Source organism: Leeuwenhoekiella sp. H156 (genome assembly GCF_052218455.1).
Taxonomy (GTDB): Bacteria; Bacteroidota; Bacteroidia; order Flavobacteriales; family Flavobacteriaceae; genus Leeuwenhoekiella; species Leeuwenhoekiella parthenopeia.
This window is the reverse complement of sequence record NZ_CP197499.1, coordinates 3,755,453-3,776,533: the sequence shown is the minus strand read 5'-3', so window position 1 is coordinate 3,776,533 and position 21,081 is coordinate 3,755,453. Positions and strand designations below refer to the sequence as shown.

Annotated in this window: 18 protein-coding genes; 15 read left to right on the top strand and 3 right to left on the bottom strand. The window is 41.6% G+C overall.

From position 1 onward, the window contains the following. The first annotated feature begins 28 nt into the window (after positions 1 to 28). The 15 genes from ACSSS3_RS15990 to ACSSS3_RS15920 all read left to right on the top strand — a co-directional run bounded on the left by ACSSS3_RS15990 (position 29) and on the right by ACSSS3_RS15920 (position 18,580). The gene (locus tag ACSSS3_RS15990; RefSeq protein ID WP_442845463.1) at positions 29 to 841 is read left to right on the top strand and encodes a TrmH family RNA methyltransferase; all 813 of its coding nucleotides are present in this window, start codon (positions 29 to 31) and stop codon (positions 839 to 841) included. 4 nt (positions 842 to 845) lie between these two features. After that, the gene (locus ACSSS3_RS15985; RefSeq protein ID WP_442845462.1) at positions 846 to 2,078 is read left to right on the top strand and encodes a M48 family metallopeptidase; all 1,233 of its coding nucleotides are present in this window, start codon (positions 846 to 848) and stop codon (positions 2,076 to 2,078) included. A gap of 82 nt (positions 2,079 to 2,160) precedes the next feature. Continuing rightward, positions 2,161 to 4,377, top strand: coding sequence for a RelA/SpoT family protein (locus ACSSS3_RS15980; RefSeq protein ID WP_228230429.1), 2,217 nt, complete (start codon positions 2,161 to 2,163; stop codon positions 4,375 to 4,377). A 24-nt stretch (positions 4,378 to 4,401) separates the two neighbouring features. Then, the gene (locus tag ACSSS3_RS15975; protein WP_442845461.1) at positions 4,402 to 4,890 is read left to right on the top strand and encodes a Fur family transcriptional regulator; all 489 of its coding nucleotides are present in this window, start codon (positions 4,402 to 4,404) and stop codon (positions 4,888 to 4,890) included. Further along, positions 4,891 to 6,162 carry an adenylosuccinate synthase gene (locus ACSSS3_RS15970; protein ID WP_228230427.1) on the top strand — a complete coding sequence of 424 codons (1,272 nt, stop codon included), beginning with the start codon at positions 4,891 to 4,893 and terminating at the stop codon, positions 6,160 to 6,162. 132 nt (positions 6,163 to 6,294) lie between these two features. After that, positions 6,295 to 7,347 (top strand): zinc-binding metallopeptidase family protein, encoded by a 1,053-nt coding sequence (locus ACSSS3_RS15965; protein WP_442845460.1) that lies wholly within the window; start codon positions 6,295 to 6,297, stop codon positions 7,345 to 7,347. A gap of 51 nt (positions 7,348 to 7,398) precedes the next feature. After that, positions 7,399 to 7,974 (top strand): CYTH domain-containing protein, encoded by a 576-nt coding sequence (locus ACSSS3_RS15960; RefSeq protein WP_442845459.1) that lies wholly within the window; start codon positions 7,399 to 7,401, stop codon positions 7,972 to 7,974. Between the two features lie 27 nt (positions 7,975 to 8,001). Next, positions 8,002 to 9,897: an OstA-like protein gene (locus ACSSS3_RS15955; protein ID WP_442845458.1), complete on the top strand. Its 1,896-nt coding sequence runs from the start codon at positions 8,002 to 8,004 to the stop codon at positions 9,895 to 9,897. Further along, complete coding sequence (locus ACSSS3_RS15950; RefSeq protein ID WP_442845457.1) at positions 9,887 to 11,077, top strand: aspartate aminotransferase family protein; 1,191 nt, start codon at positions 9,887 to 9,889, stop codon at positions 11,075 to 11,077. Before ACSSS3_RS15955 ends, ACSSS3_RS15950 begins: the two co-directional genes overlap by 11 nt. 116 nt (positions 11,078 to 11,193) lie before the next feature. Next, complete coding sequence (locus ACSSS3_RS15945) at positions 11,194 to 12,603, top strand: tetratricopeptide repeat protein (protein WP_228230422.1); 1,410 nt, start codon at positions 11,194 to 11,196, stop codon at positions 12,601 to 12,603. Between the two features lie 104 nt (positions 12,604 to 12,707). After that, positions 12,708 to 13,688 carry a DUF368 domain-containing protein gene (locus tag ACSSS3_RS15940; RefSeq protein WP_228230421.1) on the top strand — a complete coding sequence of 327 codons (981 nt, stop codon included), beginning with the start codon at positions 12,708 to 12,710 and terminating at the stop codon, positions 13,686 to 13,688. Then, complete coding sequence (locus ACSSS3_RS15935; RefSeq protein ID WP_442845456.1) at positions 13,678 to 14,694, top strand: DUF368 domain-containing protein; 1,017 nt, start codon at positions 13,678 to 13,680, stop codon at positions 14,692 to 14,694. Before ACSSS3_RS15940 ends, ACSSS3_RS15935 begins: the two co-directional genes overlap by 11 nt. Before the next feature lie 74 nt (positions 14,695 to 14,768). Further along, positions 14,769 to 15,503 (top strand): shikimate dehydrogenase family protein, encoded by a 735-nt coding sequence (locus ACSSS3_RS15930; protein ID WP_434084781.1) that lies wholly within the window; start codon positions 14,769 to 14,771, stop codon positions 15,501 to 15,503. 240 nt (positions 15,504 to 15,743) lie between these two features. After that, a complete protein-coding gene (locus ACSSS3_RS15925) occupies positions 15,744 to 17,942 on the top strand; it encodes a DUF349 domain-containing protein (RefSeq protein ID WP_442845455.1) in 2,199 nt (732 codons plus the stop codon). 11 nt (positions 17,943 to 17,953) lie between these two features. Beyond that, positions 17,954 to 18,580: a class I SAM-dependent methyltransferase gene (locus ACSSS3_RS15920; protein WP_442845454.1), complete on the top strand. Its 627-nt coding sequence runs from the start codon at positions 17,954 to 17,956 to the stop codon at positions 18,578 to 18,580. Positions 18,581 to 18,627: 47 nt separating this feature from the next. On the opposite strand, the gene ACSSS3_RS15915 is transcribed toward ACSSS3_RS15920, so the two are convergent. The 3 genes from ACSSS3_RS15915 to kdsB all read right to left on the bottom strand — a co-directional run bounded on the left by ACSSS3_RS15915 (position 18,628) and on the right by kdsB (position 21,080). Further along, on the bottom strand, positions 18,628 to 19,644 hold the full coding sequence (locus ACSSS3_RS15915; protein ID WP_442845453.1) for a hypothetical protein: 1,017 nt from the start codon (positions 19,642 to 19,644) through the stop codon (positions 18,628 to 18,630). Positions 19,645 to 19,791: 147 nt separating this feature from the next. Beyond that, on the bottom strand, positions 19,792 to 20,328 hold the full coding sequence (locus ACSSS3_RS15910) for a 1-acyl-sn-glycerol-3-phosphate acyltransferase (protein ID WP_442845452.1): 537 nt from the start codon (positions 20,326 to 20,328) through the stop codon (positions 19,792 to 19,794). Further along, a complete protein-coding gene (gene kdsB / locus ACSSS3_RS15905; protein ID WP_442845451.1) occupies positions 20,328 to 21,080 on the bottom strand; it encodes a 3-deoxy-manno-octulosonate cytidylyltransferase in 753 nt (250 codons plus the stop codon). The genes ACSSS3_RS15910 and kdsB overlap by 1 nt, the downstream gene beginning before the upstream one ends. Position 21,081: the final 1 nt, after the last annotated feature.

The following is a 21,081-nucleotide window of genomic DNA, read 5'->3' as shown; positions in this document are numbered from 1 at the left end:
TCAAGTCTGGTTTTCTATCTTTGCACCTATGTATAAACTCATCAGCAGCACCCAAAATCCTACGATAAAGAAGCTTGTCGCCCTGCAGGAAAAGTCCCGCGAGCGCCGCAAGAGCGGTCTATTCTTGATTGAAGGGTTACGTGAAATCAATCTGGCACTTAATGCCTGTTACGATTTTCAACACGTGTTTTTTTGTAAAACTATTGTCGAAACGCAGCTTCTGGAAGATTTACTCGACACACTTTCAGGCAAAGCCGAAGTAATTGAACTGACTGAGGAAGTGTACCGTAAAATCGCCTACCGCTCCGGAACCGAAGGCGTTATCGCTTCCGCAAAAGCGAAACCCCACGCATTAACTGATCTGCAATTACCTGAAACACCTTTAATTTTAATTGCTGAAGCGCCCGAAAAACCGGGAAATATTGGCGCTTTATTGCGTACCGCAGATGCCGCGGGCGTTGATGCTTTTATTTTGGCCAATCCGCTTACCGATCTTTACAACCCAAACATCATACGATCTAGTGTGGGTGGTGTTTTTACTGTTCCGGTCGCAACAGGAAGTACTTCAGAAATCATTGACTTTCTGAAAAACAAGAACATCCACATTTTTGCAGCTATTTTACAGGAAGCGATTTCCTATGAGAAACAAAATTTTAAAGAAGCCTCAGCAATTGTTGTAGGTACTGAAGCAGACGGGCTTTCGGCTGCCTGGCGGGCAGAGTCAAAGCAGAACATCATCATCCCCATGCAGGGCAGTCTCGACTCGATGAACGTTTCGGTAGCAGCTGCAATACTCATTTTTGAAGCCCGAAGACAACGCGGTTTTACCCCAAATTCTTAGAACTATGACCCCACAACTCGTTTTTTACATCATTATCGCTTTTATAATTCTAAGCTTTGCCATAGATCAAATTCTCGACTGGCTCAATGCCAAACATTTTGACGATCCTATTCCAAAAGAACTTAGTGATGTTTACGATGCAGACACCTACCGTAAATCTCAGGATTATAAAAAAGCAAATGCCCGGTTTTCGGCACTCACTTCCTCTTTTATGCTGGTTGTGACCCTACTTTTCTTTTTTGCAGATGGCTTTGGTTTTGCAGATCAACTGGCACGTAGCCTTAGCAACAACGAGATTGTTGCCGGACTTCTCTTTTTCGGAATCATTATTCTGGGAACCGATATTTTGACGACTCCTTTTAGTTATTATAAAACCTTTGTGATTGAAGAACGCTTCGGTTTTAATAAATCTACTCCTGCCCTGTTTTTTATGGATAAATTAAAAGGCTGGCTTATGACCATTATCGTAGGCGGTGTTTTGCTGGCTCTGGTCATTTGGTTTTACCAAATAAGTGGTGCTCTCTTTTGGCTCTATGCCTGGGTGCTTTTTGCTGTATTTGCTGTGGTGACCAATATGTTCTACGCCCGGCTTATTGTACCCCTTTTCAACAAACAAACGCCCTTGAGCGAAGGCGATCTGCGCACTAAAATTGAAAGTTATGCCAACTCGGTAGGCTTCAAACTAAAAAATATTTTTGTGATAGACGGCTCGAAACGCAGTACCAAGGCCAATGCGTATTTTTCGGGTTTTGGTTCTGAAAAACGTATTACCCTTTACGATACCTTAATCAATGATCTCGAAGATGAAGAGATTGTGGCTGTGTTAGCTCACGAAGTGGGGCATTACCGCAAAAATCATATTATTATCAATTTGTTTGTTTCCCTGTTGCTTACCGGTTTTACCCTTTGGCTTTTGGGATTGTTTATTAGTCAGGAGGTCTTTGCACTTGCCATTGGGGTTGACCAGCCCAGTTTTCACGCGGGTCTTATCGCTTTCGGCATTTTATACGCACCTATTTCTGGGATTACCGATTTTTTAATGAGTGTCCTCTCGCGCAAATTTGAGTATCAGGCAGACAATTATGCAAAAGAAACCTATGCAGCACAACCGCTCATTACCTCTTTAAAAAAATTATCCCGCAACAGTTTGAGCAACCTTACCCCACATCCGTTATATGTAAAACTGCATTACTCGCATCCTACCCTGCTTCAGCGTTATAAAAATCTAAAAGCCTAGTTTGTAAAAAACCGCTTATCTTTCGACTAAGAGATGACCTGATTGCATTTGCTTTTTTGGGATATAATTGTACTTTTAGAATATGACTGCTGTTGAATTAGAAGAAGAAAATAAAGAGCTCACCCGGCAATACAAGGAGCTGCTGCGCATAAGTTATCGCACCCTTTCTGATGACGATAAAAAAATGATCAGAAAAGCCTTTGAGGTTGCGGTAGATGCGCATAAAGATCAACGCCGTAAATCGGGGGAGGCTTATGTTTTTCACCCGCTTGCCGTGGCTCGTATTGTCGCCAGCGAAATTGGTATGGACGCTACTTCAATTGCTGCGGCGCTCCTTCACGATGTCGTTGAGGACACTTCCTATACTCTGGATGATCTGGAAGATTTATTTGGCCCCACCGTCGCCCGAATTGTTGATGGTCTTACCAAAATCTCTAACCTGAAAAAACACCGCGATGTTTCGTTACAGGCAGAGAATTTCAGAAAAATGCTGCTTACCATAAACGACGACGTTAGGGTAATCATCATCAAGATTGCAGACCGCCTGCACAATATGCAGACCATGGATTCTATGCGGCAGGATAAGCAGGTAAAAATTGCCAGCGAAACCCTGTACATCTATGCTCCGCTCGCGCATCGTATAGGCCTGTATAACATCAAGACCGAACTGGAAGATCTGGGCCTCAAATACACCGAACCCGAAGTGTTTAAAGACATTTCGCGTAAGATGAAGGAGACCAAAGAGCAGCAGGATCAATACATTGAAGAGTTTACCAATGCCGTTAAGCAATCGCTTGACAAAGAGGCTCTAGATTATGATATAAAAGGGAGACCTAAATCTATTTACAGCATACGTCGTAAAATGCTGAAGCAAAACATACCCTTTGATCAGGTTTACGACAAGTTTGCCATTCGTATCATTTATAAATCAACTCCCGAAAACGAGAAATTCCTCGCTTGGAAGATTTATTCCATCATAACCGATCACTTCAGGCCCAATCCTACCCGACTACGGGACTGGATCTCGTCTCCCAAATCAACGGGTTACGAAGCTTTGCACATTACCGTTATGGGGCTGAAAGGGCGTTGGGTTGAAGTTCAAATTCGGTCTGACCGGATGAATGAGATCGCCGAAAAGGGTTATGCCGCGCATTACAAATACAAGCAGGGCACCACAGAAGAAAGTGAAGAAGACCGCACACTCGACCAGTGGTTAAACCGTCTTCAGGAAGCTCTTGAAGGTAATGAGACCAATGCCATTGAGTTTGTTGAGCAATTCAAACTGAATCTGTACAACAAAGAAATTTTTGTATTTACGCCTCAGGGAGATTTAAAATCCCTGCCTAAAGCTGCCACGCCACTTGATTTCGCTTTCAGCATACATACCGAAATAGGAATGCATACGCGCGGCGCACGGGTAAATGGCAAGCTGGTTCCACTAAGCCACGAACTCAAAAGCGGAGATCAGGTAGAGATCATCACGAGCGAGCATGCAAGACCTAACAATAACTGGCTTGACTATGCCACCACTGCTCGTGCGCGGGCAAAAATTAAATCTTCGCTTAAAGACGAGAAGAAAACTATTGCTGAAGACGGTAAAGTGATTCTTACCCGTAAACTGCGCTCTCAAAAAATCACACTTGATGAGGGAGTGATCAACGAGATGGTGATCTATTTTAAACTGAAAACCAGCCTCGATTTGTTTTACCGGGTGGGTATAGGTACTATAGATAATAAAATGATCAAGGACTATGCTGCTTCACGCAGCAATGCCTTTGTGAGTTTCTTTAAAAACAAGATTCGCAAGCCACCGGTTGCTGAACATGTTGATAAAGATGAAATCACCGATAAATACGACTTGCTCGTTTTTGGCCGGGATGAGCAAAAGCTCGATTATACACTTGCTCCGTGTTGTAATCCCATTCCGGGAGATAAAGTATTTGGTTTTACCACTGTCTCCGAAGGAATACGGGTTCACAAGCAAAATTGTCCTAACGCATTATCCCTGCAGAGTAATTATGCCTATCGCATCATTCCGGCAAAATGGATAGACTCGTCGGCGCAGGACTTTCAGGCGGAGCTTGAACTCACCGGAATTGATACCCTGGGTCTTGTAAATCACGTTACCCGTGAGATTTCAGAACACATGCATGTGAATATGCGCAACCTTAATTTTACCACAAATGACGGTGTGTTTAACGGAAAAATCACGGTTATCGTTAAAAACAAAGAGCATTTACGCAGACTTATAGAAAACTTGAAAAAAATAAACGGTATCGACAAAGTCATACGTTTGTAATTGCGTAAATTTGCACCCTCTATTATGGTACCTAAAGCAACAATAAATAAAGATCAGGAAGTCGTAAAAAACGTCTTCACCAAGTTTCTGGAAGAAAATGGGCATCGTAAAACTCCGGAGCGTTATGCAATTCTTCAGGAGATTTACAATTACAATGACCATTTTGACATTGAAACGCTGTACATCAGCATGAAAAATAAAAAATATCGGGTGAGCCGCGCTACGCTGTACAATACGATAGAATTATTGCTTTCATGCGGTTTGGTGCGTAAACATCAGTTTGGCCAAAACCAGTCACAATACGAAAAATCGTATTTTGACAAACAGCACGATCACGTGATTTTAACCGATACCGGTGAAGTGATTGAGTTCTGTGATCCGCGTATTCAGTCTATTAAGAAAACTATCGAAGAGGTTTTTAATATTCAGATAAACAAACACTCCCTTTATTTTTACGGTAACCGCAAACCGGAGGATTCAACAAAAAACACAACCGAAGACAACAATTCATAGATGGCAGTAGATTTACTTCTGGGTCTCCAATGGGGAGATGAAGGAAAAGGCAAAATAGTTGACGTACTTACTAAAAATTACGATATCATCGCCCGCTTTCAGGGAGGTCCCAATGCAGGACACACTCTAGAATTTGACGGCATTAAGCACGTTTTACACACCATACCCTCAGGGATTTTTCACGAAAATGCGATCAATCTGGTAGGAAATGGCGTGGTGATAGACCCCGTTATTTTTAAAAAAGAACTTGACAACCTATCCAAGTTCAAACTAAACATAAAGGATAAACTGCTTATTTCGCGTAAGGCACACCTTATTCTACCCACGCACCGCTTGCTTGATGCAGCTTCCGAGGCTTCAAAAGGCAAAGCAAAAATAGGCTCTACCCTCAAAGGGATTGGACCTACTTATATGGATAAAACCGGTCGTAACGGTATTCGCGTAGGGGATCTGGAGCTTGACGACTGGAAAGATCGTTATTCCGCTTTGCGCGACAAGCATATTGATATGATCGATTTTTACGACGCCAAGATTGAATATAATCTGGACGAACTGGAAACCGAATTCTTTAAAGCTGTAGAAGTATTGAAGTCTCTTACCTTTATTGACTCTGAAGAATACCTGTATCAGGCACAACAAGCCGGAAAATCAATTTTGGCCGAAGGTGCACAGGGTTCCTTACTCGATATCGACTTTGGTACCTATCCTTACGTTACTTCGTCTAATACCACCGCTGCAGGAGCCTGCACAGGTCTGGGCATTGCTCCCGGGCAAATTGCTGAAGTTTTCGGGATTTTTAAAGCCTATACCACTCGAGTGGGATCTGGCCCCTTCCCTACTGAACTTTTTGACGAGGTAGGCGCTACAATGGGTCGTGTAGGTAATGAGTTTGGCGCCACAACGGGAAGACCACGTCGTTGCGGCTGGTTAGATCTTGTTGCGCTCAAATATGCTGTACGCGTTAATGGCGTTACCCAATTAATGATGATGAAAGGCGACGTTTTAAGCGGTTTTGACACCCTTAAAATCTGTACCCAATACAAATACAAAGGTCAGGTAATTGACCACCTGCCTTACAATATTGAGCCCGAAAACGTAGAGCCTATCTATACTGAAATGAAAGGCTGGGCAGAAGATCTTACTAAAATGCAGAAAGATGGCGAACTGCCGAAAGAGCTTAATGATTATATAGATTTTTTGGAAAAAGAGCTCAATGTGCCTATTAAAATTGTTTCGGTAGGACCCGATCGTACCCAAACAATTCACAGATAGATTGTCAAGACCTATAAATCTAAAGCCTGAACTCGCGAAGTTCAGGCTTTTTTTTTGGCTTGATTTTGAGAGCATTTTGGCAGTAAGCTAACACAGATACCGCTACATTTACTATATCCTAATCAACCTATTATGAAAATATTTCAGTGTACCCATTGCAAGAATCCTGTTTATTTTGAAAACACCAGCTGCGAAAAATGCGGTAATCAACTTGGCTATCTATTCAAGGAAGAAGAAATGCTTTCATTTCCCTATACTGAAAAACACCAACTAACAACTCAGGCTTCCGGCAAGAGTTATACCTATTGTTCAAACCAGCAATTTCACGCCTGCAACTGGCTGGTACCGGCTGAAGGAACAGACACCTTTTGTGAAGCCTGTGCTACTAATAATATGATTCCCGATCTCAATTTTCAGGAAAACAAACTCGACTGGCAAAAGATCGAAGCAGCAAAACGAAGACTGTTTTACAGTCTCAAAAAGCTTAATCTGCATGTTTCCTTTGAGCTGGCAGACCAAAATCTCGAACTGAGTTTTGATTTTTTAGCCTCAGACCCTAATAATCCGGGGTCGGTCAAAACCGGCCACGCAAATGGCAGAATAACCTTAAACATCAATGAAGCCGATGCCGTGCATCGGGAATATATTAAAGAGCAGCTTTCAGAAAGATACCGTACCCTTTTGGGACATTTTAGACACGAGGTCGGGCATTTTTACTGGGATGCGCTTGTCAAACCCAATCCTAAGGTGCTTCAGGAATTTAGGGCATTATTTGGCGATGACAGCCTCGATTATGGCGAGGCTTTAGAAAAACATTACAAAGAAGGCCCGCCTCAAAACTGGCGTAAAAATTACATCAGTTCGTACGCCACTATGCACCCATGGGAAGATTGGGCAGAAACCTGGGCGCATTATTTACACCTTATGGATATGCTTGAAACCGCGTATCACTTTGGGCTGGAAATTGATCCCGAACTTAAGAAAAACAACAACCTCGATGTCAGTTGTGATTTTGATCCCTATGAGGGTGCGTCTATGCGCAAAATCATCAAACACTATCTGCCACTTACCTACGTCGTAAATTCCCTCAGTCGAAGTATGGGCGCCCCGGATCTGTATCCTTTTGTGATTTCAGAACCGGTTATTAAAAAACTGGATTTTATTCACCGCCTGGTGCTTGATTAATGTTTTTGCCCGGCGGCGAAAACATTAACTTTATTCATTAAAGCAGTCCTTATGTATGAAGTAGAACTTACAGCCCGTCTTAAAAATTATCAGGAAACACGAAATCAAATCCTTCAATTTGATATTGAATCTCAGAAACGGCTGGATTATGATGACCGATATTACGATCAAAACAATTTGCTTACGGAAGCAGATCAGGAATTTAGATTACGCACCAAAACCAATCTGGATACCGGCGAAGCAGCGCATTACCTTACTTTTAAAGATACAGCCTTTGAAAAACTCACCCGTTCAAAACCGGAATACGAGACTCTGGTAACCGATCACAGCAATACCGAGCAAATTCTTTTTAAGCTGGGATACAAAAAAACGGCTCATTATACCAAACATTGTGAAATTTTCAATCTGCATTATAAAGAGATAGATATTGAAATAGCTCTGGTGCGCTTTGAAGAATTAGAAGACTCGTTTATTGAGATTGAAACCCAGACCGCTCAAAAGGCAAAAACCGATGCCCTCTTTGACATTCTTTACAGCCTTCTTGCCGAACTTCAAATTTCGAAAGCTCAACTTACGGAAGATTTCTATATCGAAATGATCAAAGAAGCAAAGGCAGGAAAATCCTGATTTGAGATAAAATTCTCCGGTCTAATTTTGAACGGAAGCTATACTTTAAGCGGAGGTTTTTCCGTTATATTTGCATCAAAATACGCTATGCCCGGTTTTTTAAAACACTTCTTTTTACTCGCAGGTCTTCTTCTTTCGTTTTCGGTTTTCGCCCAGGAAGGAAATGAACTCGATATCACTTCAGACATTTCACAAATCGACGAGGCTAAATATCCCGGGGCTCTGGTAATGTATAAAAACACCAATCAGGTTTATATTGTACACAAGGGTATTGAGATGTGGTGTGATCTGGCCTTTCATTATAAGAATGAAAATTTTGTACGTGCTATAGGTAATGTGCGTATGAACCAGGGTGATACTATAAGTATGCGTAGTAATTATGCCGAGTACAATGGTAATACCCAATTTGCCTGGGCTTCGGGCAAGGTAAATCTACAGACGCCTACAGCCACACTCGATACAGACACCCTTTATTTTGACCGTATAAAGCAACAGGCATATTACCGCAACAACGGGACTTTAAGAGACACCGCAAGTGTAATAACCAGTAAAATAGGCCGCTATTTTCTGGATCAGGATAAATATTCATTTATTCAAAACGTAAAGGTCACCAACCCGGAATACGTGATCGATAGTGAGCAGCTGGACTATTATTCAAAAAGCAAAATCGCCTATTTATACGGTCCGTCAACCATTACCAGTGAAACCAGTACGGTTTATTGCGAACGGGGCTATTATGACACCCGCAATGACAACGGGTATTTTGTAAAAAATTCCCGTATAGATTATGACAACCGCACCGTTTTTGGAGACAGTCTGTATTTTGACCGTCCTACCAATTTTGCTTCGGCTACAAACAACATTAGGGTAATAGACACGGCAAACAACAGCATTATTAAAGGGCATTATGCCGAAGTTTATAAGGCTAAAGATTCTGTTTTTATAACTAAAAGAGCGGTGGCTATTACGGTTCAGGATCAGGACTCCATCTACGTACACGGCGACCGTCTAGTAGTAACGGGAGTTCCCGATAAACGAATCGTTCGCGGGTATTACAACGTGCGTTTGTTTAAAAGCGACCTGAGCGGAAAATGCGATTCTATTCACATCAATCAGGAAAGCGGGCTTACCCAAATGATTGGAAAACCTGTTTTATGGAGTGGTCTCAGCCAGATGACTGGCGACAGCATTCATTTAAAAAGCGATACCAAAACTGAGCAACTCGACTCGCTTCGGGTGTTTGAGAATGCCTTTTTGGCTCAACAGGACACCATCCCCCTGTATGATCAACCCGATAAATTGGGGTATAATCAGGTAAAGGGAGTGACGCTTTTTGGCACCTTTAAAGACAATGCCCTCCACCAGATCGACATTGTGAAAAATGCAGAAAGTATAAATTATATGCGTGGTGAAGACGGGGTTCTTCAGGGCGTTGACAAAAGTAAATCGGCATCTATTACCGCGATTTTAGAAAAAAATGCACTTGTTGAAGTCACTAAATGGCGGCAGGTAGATGGTGAAGTTTTTCCGTTAACCAAATTCCCAAAAGATCAACGAGAGTTTCCGGGACTCAACTGGCGCGGAGCAGAACGCCTGCTCACCAAGGAAGATATTTTTAAAGGCGAAGCTCCTTTTACACTAACAAAGATTCAGGGAATCCCGCTTCCTCAAATTGAAGAAGACTTTTTTGATAACAGTATTCCAGATAACGAACTTGATATACCCGGTGCTTCACGCCTTAAACCTTCTGACTTTAAAAACCGGGAAGAAGATGCGCCCGGCATAGGTATTCCTGTAAACGACAAAGCAACTTTACAGCCCGGCGCAAATGACGAGGAGAACGACAATACCGGTACTCCACAACTGCGCGAATTACCTCAGGAAAAAGTAAAGGACTCCCTAAATGGCACTAATGAAGGCTGATTTTTTAAAATATCAGGCACAGACCACACCGCATCCGCTCGCAATGGAGGTATCTCACGCAAAGGGATCCTACATCTACGATACGAGCGGCAAAGCCTATCTTGATTTTGTAGCAGGAGTTTCTGCAACCAGCGTGGGTCACGGGCATCCCAATGTATTAAAAGCACTTCGTGAGCAAAGCGAAAAGTACCTGCACGTTATGGTATATGGCGAGTATGCGCAAAGCCCTGCCGTACAATTAACCCGCCTGCTGGCCGAGCTTCTCCCCGCCCCACTGGAGCAAACCTATCTGGTAAACAGCGGGACTGAAGCTATAGATGGCGCAATGAAGCTTGCCAGACGTGTAACCGGCAGACAGGAGATTATTTCTGCAAATCAGGCTTATCACGGCAATACCTTTGGAGCGCTAAGCCTGATGAATTATGAGGAACGTGTTGCGCCTTTCAGGCCATTAGTGGGTGGTATACGCCATATTGATTACAACAGTTTTGAGCATTTAGAGCAGATAACTTCTCAAACTGCCGGTGTTGTGCTCGAGACCATTCAGGGCGGAGCAGGATTTATACAGCCCGTGGAAGGCTGGCTTTCAGCAGTAAAAAAACGCTGTGAAGAGGTGGACGCCCTGTTGATACTTGATGAAATACAACCGGGTTTTGGTCGTACGGGAACATTTTTCGGTTTTGAGAATTATAATGTGCTACCCGATATTGTCGTGATGGGTAAAGGTATGGGCGGCGGTATGCCTATTGGCGCCTTTACCGCCTCAACGGCTCACATGCAACTGTTATCAAACAATCCTAAACTGGGTCATATTACCACCTTTGGCGGTCATCCTGTCATTGCGGCAGCTGCCCTGGCGACCGTGCAAACTATTCTGGACGAAAAACTTATGGAGCAGGCTTTAGAAAAGGAAAAGCTCATGAGAAGTCTGCTAATACACCCATTAATTGAAGAAGTACGCGGTAAAGGTTTGATGCTTGCTGCAATGACGCCCTCTGCTGAAATCACCTCTCAAGCCATATTACAGGCTCAGGACGAGGGGCTCATTTTATTTTGGCTGTTGTTTGAAAGCCGTGCAATACGCATTACACCACCATTAACAATTTCTAATGAAGAAATTGAAAAAGGTTGTCGTACCTTAATTCAGGTTTTAGATAAAATAGCGTCTAAGCTATCCTGAAAGTAGAGTTTAGGCCTGATTGTTGATTAATTTGTTAACAACAATATCTAAGCCTCCAAGGTCTGCCTGCTATCCTTGTTAAATTTATAAAGGCAGAAATTTAAAAAGCAACGTGTATGAAGTTTAATCAAGAACACGAAGAAGACAATTTCCCGCTCACCCGTTTTGAATCTATGTTAAAGACCAATCATGTTCTTTTTTTCGATTCGGATGAATTTGAGAATATTGTAAACCATTATCTCGAGAATGGGAAAATTGCTTTGGCTAAAAAAGCTGTAAAATTGGGTCTGGATCAGCATCCTTCCTCCTCAAATCTCAAGTTGTTTAAAATTGAAATTCTCATTTTTGAAAACAAACTCGATGAGGCAGATCGTATGCTCGCAGCGCTCTATGAGCTGGAGCCACAGAATGAAGAGGTATTTATTCAGAAAGCAAATATTTACTCCAAAAGAGACGATCATAAGAAAGCCATTGAGCTGCTTGAAATGGCTCTCGAAATTACCGAAGACGATGCCGACATCTATTCTCTGATCGGGATGGAATACCTGTTTCTGGATGATTTTCAGAATGCCAAATTCAACTTTATGAAGTGTCTTGAAGTTGATGATGAGGATTATTCTGCCCTTTATAATGTGATTTATTGCTTCGACTTTCTCGAGCAGCATGAGGAAGCTATAGATTACCTGAATATGTTTCTGGATAAAAATCCGTATTGCGAAGTTGCCTGGCATCAGGTAGGCAAACAGTATTTTGATTTAAAGGAATATGAGAAAGCCCTCGCTGCCTATGAGTTTGCTATCATAAGCGACGACACTTTTATCGGTGCCTATTTTGAAAAAGGAAAGGTTCTCGAAAAACTGGGCAGATATAACGAAGCCATTGAAAACTACCAGATCACCTTAAGTCTGGATGACCCCACTTCATTTGCCTATTTAAGAATGGGTAAATGCTATCAAAAACTGGCTTGCGACGATCTTGCCATTAAGTATTTCCTGAAAACGGTAAAAGAAGATCCGCTTTTGGATAAAGGCTGGATAGCCATTACCGATTTTTACACCCGTAAAATGGATTATCAGAATGCGTTGTATTACATCAACAAAGCGATAAATATTGACGGGGATAATGTGCTGTACTGGAAGCGCTATGCCAAGATCAATGCCCGTCTTAAATTCTACGAGGAAGCCGAACGCGGCTATCGCAAAACTTTGGAACTAGGCAATTATGAGCTCGAAACCTGGCTTACCCGGTGTGATATTCTCATAAATCTCGGGGAACCTGAAGCAGCCATCACAAATTTGCTTGAAGCCGTCGAATTTTATCCGGATTCCGCGCAGGTGGAATTTCGTCTTGCCGGTCTGTATTTTTCCACAAACGACGATCATAAAGGGCATTTCCATTTAGAAAATGCGCTTAAACTTGAGGCGGATTACGATATCATTTTAGAAGAATTGTTTCCGTTTGTTTATGCAAAAAAATCGGTGCTTGACAAAATCAAAAAAGCAAGGAACAAAACCTCAGGCAAATAGATTTTACTACGTCTCATAGCTTCTTTTCATACGCGCACTTACAACAAGTATAGCCTGCCTGTTATAGATTTGTTTAGTACATTTGAGACCTAACCAATGAATTCATGTCTCAAAACAGATCACTGCTCAATTATGCAGTTATTACCCTAAAAGGTCTGGCCATGGGAGCAGCAGATGTTGTTCCCGGTGTCTCAGGTGGTACCATTGCCTTTATTGCGGGCATCTACGAAGAACTTATAACGACTATTGATAATCTAGACCTCGGCATTTTTAAGGTCTGGAAAAAGGAAGGCTTTTCAAAAGTTATTGAAGTTTACAACTTAAAATTTTTAGCAGCCCTGTTTTTAGGAGTACTTATAAGCATACTCTCTCTGGCAAAACTCATTACTTACCTTCTGGATCATCATCCTTTACTCCTTTGGGGCTTCTTTTTCGGATTAATCGTAGCCAGCATTGTTTATATCGGCAAACAAATCAATACCTACAGTGCGGGAGTTGTGATTGCTGGAATTATAGGTATAGCGGTTTCCTATTATATAACCATTGCCGAACCCCTGAGTACTCAGGCCAGTTACTGGTTTATTTTTCTTTCGGGATTTGTGGCTATTATCGCAATGATTCTTCCCGGTATTTCAGGATCTTTCATCTTATTACTTCTGGGTTCTTACTCTATTGTTTTGGGTACGGTGCGTAATTTCCTGGACGCCCTGATCAGTTTTGATTTTGCTGCTCTTAAAGATGCAGTAATCAAACTGCTTTTGTTTGTCCTGGGTTGTGTGGTTGGCCTTAAGGCATTCTCAAGGGTTCTTACCTATTTGTTCAAAAACTTTCAGGATCTTACCCTTGCCTTGTTAACCGGTTTTATGATTGGGGCCCTCAACAAAGTATGGCCCTGGAAAGAAGTACTATCCTACCGCGTCAACTCAGAAGGACACGAAGTTCCTCTTATTGAAAAGAGTATACTGCCCAACTATTATGACGGTAATCCTCAGGTAATTTTAGTTATAGTGCTCATGATTGTCGGGTTTTTGACTATTTTTCTGCTTGAACGATTTGCAAAAGCGAAAAACGAGCATGGAATTTAAACACCGCTCCCTTTCTGATAAAATCTGGCTGGTGCTCAAAGGTCTCGCCATGGGCGCAGCCAATAAAGTGCCCGGTGTTTCAGGAGGTGTGGTTGCTTATGTTGCCGGTTTTTATGAAGAATTTATTTATTCCCTGCAACGCATTAATAAAAATGCCTTTAAACTTCTTTTAGGCGGTCGTTTTCGAAGCTTTGTAAGATATACCAATGGACGATTCCTTGTTTTGTTGGTATTTGGCATGGTCATCAGTTATTTTAGCGTCTCTAAAGTGCTTGATCTGGCTATAGAAAACTTCCCATTACAGGTGTGGAGCGCGTTTTTCGGGATGATTATAGGCAGTATTTATTTTATTGCTAAAGATTTTGACGACTGGTCAAAACGGAATATTCTAATCCTGTCTCTGGGGGTAATAACGGGTGTCGCCATAAGTCTTCTGGAACCGGCCACTCAAAATGACAACCTCATTTTTGTGTTTTTCTGCGGAATCATCGGTGTTTCAGGGATGACCCTTCCTGGGCTTTCAGGCTCATTTATTCTTATTCTTCTTGGAAATTATGTGCTGCTCCTGGTGGACTCGGTAAATGCGCTTTACGATACTTTGACAGATCTTGTACAAGCCGATTTCTCGTTTATAAATGACCCTCATCGTGTACGCCTTCTAAAGGTTCTTACCATGTTTACACTAGGGTCTGTAGTGGGGCTTGTTACGCTTTCTAATTTTTTGGGCTACCTGCTTAAACATTTTAAAAACGAAACCAATGCCGGGATAATTGGCTTTATTGCCGGTTCACTCGGAGTTGTATGGCCCTGGAAGACTCCCATTTTGGAGCGGGATGTACTGGGTGTTATCCAATACGACCGCGTAGGAGATCCTATACTTAAAAATTACGATCGCTTTATCCCCGATGAGTTATCTTTAAATAATATTACTGCAATACTATTTATATTTCTAGGAATAATAAGTGTGATCGCGTTGAGCAAATACGGGGAAAACACCCGTGTATGATTTCTTAAAATTTCTGAGTTTTACGTAAATATTTTAATATTTTCGCAATGCACTTAGAACAACCCCAAACCCTTATGCTAAAATTCGGTCTCATTGGTAAAAACATTGAGTATTCTTTTTCAAGGAAATATTTCTCCGAAAAATTTGAAAAAAACGATATTGATGCTTCTTATGTCAACTTTGATTGCCAAAGTCTTCAGGATGTAAGAACAGTACTTCAGCAAAAAGATGAAGATCATCTGGGCTATAATGTTACCATTCCTTATAAGCAGGCCATCATTCCCTATCTCGATGAGATGAATAAACACGCGAGCGCTATCGGCGCGGTTAATGTTATCAAACGTCTCAACAACGGCAGACTTAAGGGATATAATACAGACTATATAGGCTTTAGGAAATCGCTTAAACCCTTTCTAGACAAACAGAATCACAAGTGTGCCCTCATTTTAGGCACCGGTGGTGCTTCAAAGGCTGTGGCCTATACCCTGGAATTGGAAGACATTTCATTCAAGTACGTTTCCCGGAATCCTAAAAAGGGACAACTGGCCTATGAAGACCTGACTCCGGCGATGATCAATAAGTACACCTTAATTATAAATACCACCCCGTTAGGGACATTTCCTAACGTAACTGAATGTCCTAAAATATCTTACCGTCAAATCAGTTCAAAACATCTGCTCTACGATTTGGTTTACAATCCCGAAGAAACGCAGTTTTTAAAAAATGGAAAAGCTCAGGGTGCGATGACCACAAACGGTTACAATATGCTCCGTTTACAGGCCGAAGCTGCCTGGAGAATCTGGAAATAACCTCCACTAGTATAACATGCCTCAGCAATTTACGTTAGTCTTTAAAAGATAGAGGGCTGCGGGTTTTAGATTATAGAATTACTTGTCGTTTGCACAGTTAATGGTATCTTTAGCGTCCCGGCAGCTTAAGACTGTTTCCGCTTGTTATTTAGCGAAATGGGCTTACAAGACCGAAAAATTGATGCTTTACTAATCAATTTGGCTTTACTTAAACCAAAATGAACCTTAACATTGAAACAGATGTCTGAAGAGAAGAATAATACCCAGGATACCAAGGCCAAAGAGCCTGAAAATAATAAAAAACAGGAAGCGCATTCTGAAATGCCTGAAGCTCAATCTGTAGAAGAGCAGGATCAAACAGGCGTAGATGAGCAACTGGTTACCGAATCTGTAGAGGTAATCGAGGATGCCAAAGATGTAGAAGAGCCTGAGACCCTAAAAGAATATACAGATGATGCCGCTCTGCAGGAAGCTGAAGCCCTCGAGTCTTCTGCAAAAACGGAAGCATCTGATGAACAGGAAAAGCCTGAAGATACAGCTCTAGTAACCGATTCTGTAAAAACTGTTGAGCAGGCAAAACCTGCTGATACCGGGAATGAGGAGGACGAGGAGTTTCTGGCAGAAGATGACAGTGAAGAAGGTACCGCAGTAGACCTGGACGAGGTTTTAAGTGAAGAAAGCGAGGATGAATCTGTTGCCGAGCGTCACAGCATTCCCAAAAAGGATTACGAAAAGATGAGCAAGGAACAGCTCATCAAAGAATTTAAATACCTGCTCAACAACCATAAAATTCAGGCCATTAAAGAACATGTGTCTGAACTTAGAGCTGCTTTTATATCTAAATTTGAAGACGAGCAGGAAGAGGCTAAAGATCGTTTTCTTGAAGATGGCGGTAATATTATTGACTTCAGATATTACAGTCCGCTTAAAAAAGAATTTAATTCGCTTTACTTCGAGTACCGGGATAAACGCAACCAGTATTACCAGAATCTGCGTAAAGACCTGAGCGCAAACCTCGATACGCGCACTGCGTTAATCGAAGAACTCAAAGAACTCAAAAACGAGTTGGGTGGTGAAGAGAGTATTAACACCACTTTTGAAAAGTTTAAGGACATTCAGGAGCGCTGGCGCAATGCAGGTAATATTCCACGGGATCGTTATAATCTGATCTGGAATAATTACCATCACCACATTGAGAACTTTTACGATTTTCTGCACCTAAACCGGGAATTCAGAGATAAGGATTTTAAAGAGAATCTTGATAAAAAATTGAAGCTGATTGAGCAGGCCGAAGAGCTTACTCAGGAACAGGACGTAAACCGTGCCTTTAAAGAGCTTCAGATGCTTCATAAAATCTGGAAAGAAGAAGTTGGCCCTGTTTCGCGCGAATACCGTGAAGAAATCTGGGAAAAATTTAGCGCCGCTACGCGAAAAATTCATGATGCCCGCCAGGAATACTTCAAGAATATTGATAAGATTTACGAACAAAACCTGGAGAAAAAACAGGAAGTTATTGCAGCTATTGAAAAACTGGTAGCAAATCCTGCAACAAACCACAAAGAGTGGCAAAAGCAGATGAAGACGGTAAACGATCTGCGTGAGGATTTCTTTAAAATAGGAAAAGTTCCCCGAAAAGATAACGAGCCTACCTGGAAAGCCTTTAAGAAAGTGACCCGCGAGTTTAACCGCGGTAAAAATGGCTTTTACAAAGACCAGAAAAAAGAGCAATATGCTAATCTGGAAAAAAAGATGGAGCTTATCAAAATTGCTGAAGAACACAAAGACAGCGACGATATTAAGGCGACCATCGATCTGATGAAAAAAATTCAGTCTGACTGGAAAAAGATAGGACACGTTCCGCGCAAGGATAGTGATAAGATCTGGAAACGCTTCAAAAAAGCTTGCAATCACTTCTTTGATAAATTACACGCAGAGAAGAAAGAAATACTGGAAGAAGAGAAAAACAATCTCGACGATAAAAACGCCCTGCTTGAAAAAGTAAAAGAACTCAAGTTAAGCGGTGAACCTCAGGAAGACCTTAAAACGATAAAAGCGGTTATTAAAGAATGGAAAGACACCGGCCGTGTACCCCATTCTAAGAAAAACATCGAACAGGAATTTAATAAAGTACTTGATGGGCTCTTTAAAAAGCTCGATTTAAGCCGAAAAGAGTCTGAACTCATCAAATACGACAATCGCGTAGCCGCAATTGCAGATGAAGATGGTGATCAGGCCTTAAATAAAGAACGCTATTTTATAACGAAAAAGATAGATGAAGTCAAGGCTGAAATTAACCAGCTTGAAAATAATCTCGGCTTTTTTCAGCATGTGCCTGACGATAACCCGATGGTAAAAGAGGTGCACAAAAACATAGCTGAGCACAAAAAAACACTTGAAATCTGGAAAGCCAAGCTTAAAAAACTAAAATCTCTTTACTAATTAATCTGGCTATGGTTTGCACCCTGTGTAAACATCCCGCTGTTCATTTTGGAAATTTTCAAAACAGAAATTACAACCGATGTACGTATTGTGCATCGGTTTTTTTGGATTCCATCGATTTGCCTTCCGCTTCGCGGGAAGAAAAGCGCTATCAACAACATCAGAATTCTACATCAAACAGCGGATATATTGATTTTTTAAGTCCGCTTATTACCGTGGTGACCAAAAATCACGGCAAGGCAGAAACCGGTTTAGACTATGGCTCGGGTCCTAATCCCGTGCTTACTAATTTGCTTAAAAACCGGGGTTTTGTGGTAACAGCCTATGATCTGTTTTTCAGTAAAAATCCCGATGCATTGCAGCAAAGCTATGATTATGTACTGTGTTGTGAGGTGATCGAGCATTTTCACAAGCCTGCAGAATCCTTCAGGGAACTCTTCGACCTTCTTAAGCCTGGTGGTAGTTTGTACTGCAAAACCAACCTGTTAACACCAGACATCAATTTTAAAGACTGGTGGTATAAAAATGACTTTACACACAGCTTTTTTTATACAACAGAAGCTTTAGCATACATCAGAAGTCATTTTGGTTTTACAAATTTGATCCTGAAATCTGATTATATTCAGTTTATAAAATAAAAAAGCGGTCCTAAGACCGCTTTAATAATTCAGTTCTAAAAAAACGCTTATCCTTTATAAAAGTATAGTGAAGAAACTCCTGCCAGACTGTTATTAAGTGCCGGGCTTGCGTTACCACCACCGGCGGTAGACACATTACCGAATGCCAACACACGGCCACCTCCATTTGCTAATTCAGCCACATAAACGGTGTCTGACTCTGCATCATATTCTACATTTACAGGGTTACCCATAAGTGTGGCAGAACCGGCGTAGCGTATTTGCTGACCCACGGCTAAAGTTCCGCCATTAGCTGTAGCATTAAATTTTGACAGGAAATTGGTTATTACGTGAAAGCCGCCATCTGCATCTGCTCCCGTTCCTGATGCAGCTGCGATATCACTCATTATCAGCGTACCTCCGTCAAAAGCAATTCCGTGCGTTCTTACAATGCCTTCGATAGCGATGCGTTTTGAAGCGCTAACGGTTGCATTTGCCGGGTTGCTGCTTAGAAAATTAGTAAAAACAGCCAGTTCATTTGTATTATCAACAACGGCATAAAGATCGTTACCTACAAACTCAATACCCCAAACCGAAAAATCTGTGGTAATGGTTCTGCTTAGTGTCATAGAGCCATTTGATTTTTCAAAGACAAAAAACCGACCAGCATTGGCGTTTTGGCTGTCTGCAACTACATAAAAATCTCCACTTACAGCAAGGTCTCTGGGGTTTTGTAAAATAGCCTGGCTTGAAAAATCTACTGATAGATTAATCGTTGCGGTAATCATATCACTGATGCCTACATAGGTTTGCAATGAAGTCTGTGTCATACCTCGTGTAGCAATAGTAAAACTGTCACTCTCAGGATCGTAATAAATACCTTCTGAATCTGATGCCGAAGTATTAAATGTAGTTACCGAATTTGTAGTAAGATTATACCGGGTTACATTTCCGTTAGCATGACTTGTGGCATACAAATTTGCTGAAGCATTTTCCTGCATCATGTCATTTGAATCGTCATCACTGCAAGAAGACAATGTGAAAATTCCTATTAGGCCTAAAGCTACTATGTTTTTAGTATTCATAATTAATTGGTGTTTGTTAAACATTTAATTTTTGAATATCTACGTACACAGCGCGGATTGCGGTTTTCTATAAGTTAGTTTTTAACGGAATTTTAGCTTTATTGAAGATTATTGAAGTCCGGATTTGAAGCTCTTAAAACAGCGTATCTAACTGTTTTCCGGTATTTTACCCTCAACTCCCTCAAAAAACTGACGCAATTTTTTAATATCAGCTTCAACAGCTCCTGTAGGATAAAAAAGTTCTCCTATATGATGTTTTTTGCGACCAAAGTCCATAGTTATAGGAAGAATAGGTACTCCTGCTTCCAAAGCAATGTAGTAAAACCCGGTTTTCCATTCTACTACTTTTTTACGTGTACCTTCAGGGGAAAGCGCAAGTCTAAAGATCTCCTTTTGTTTAAAAAGCGAAGCGATATAAGCCACCTTGTTTTGACCGGGTGTTCGGTCTAGCGGCGTCCCTCCCACTCTTCTAAAATACCAGCCAAAAGGCGGTTTAAACAATTCTTTTTTACCCAGAAAATTGATTTTAATGCCAATACAATTCCTAAAAAGCAGCGCCATATAAAAGTCGTGCCAGCTGGTATGTGGTGCCGCTATTACAACCATTTTCTGAACCTCCTTCGGGAATCGGCCTTTGATTTTCCACCCCAATGATCGGTAAATGGTTTTTGCCAGGAATCCCATTAACTGGCACGTTGCTTCAAAATAGCACGCGCTTCCTCCAGATCCTGAGGGGTATCAATACCAATTGCCGGGGTCTCTGAGTATACCATCTTAATGCGTTTGCCATACTCAAGATAGCGTATCGCTTCAATCTTTTCTGAAGCTTCCAGATTGCGCATGGGCAGTTTTGCAAAATCAAGAACCGCCTGCTTTCTAAAAGCATAAATACCCTTATGTTTATAGTAAGTCACCTCAATATCCTGATCACGGGGATAGGGTATTGGAGCCCTCGAAAAATATAAGGCGAAATTTTCCTGATCGACTATTACTTTTACGTTGTTTGGATTTTCTATCTCGCTCTGTATGTTCATAGGAGTCATTAAAGACGCCAGATCTATGGTATCTGCTCCTTCCTCGTAAAAAACCTGCAATACGTTACGCATATCATCTTCATTGGTAAAGGGCTCATCCCCCTGCACATTTACAACGATATCAATATCCAGATTTGCAACGGCTTCAGCAATGCGGTCACTGCCACAACTGTGCTCTGCAATACTCATAATTACTTTTCCGGATACCTGCTCGACAGCCTGCCTGATGTCTTCACTATCAGTTACTACATATACCTGGTCAAACAGCCCTGTAGCCACAGCAGCTTCGTAAGTGCGTACGATTACCGGTTTACCTTCCAGATCTTTCATAAGCTTCCCGGGAAATCTGCTCGCTTCATAGCGCGCCGGAATCATAGCAATCGTTCTCAGTTTTTTATTCATA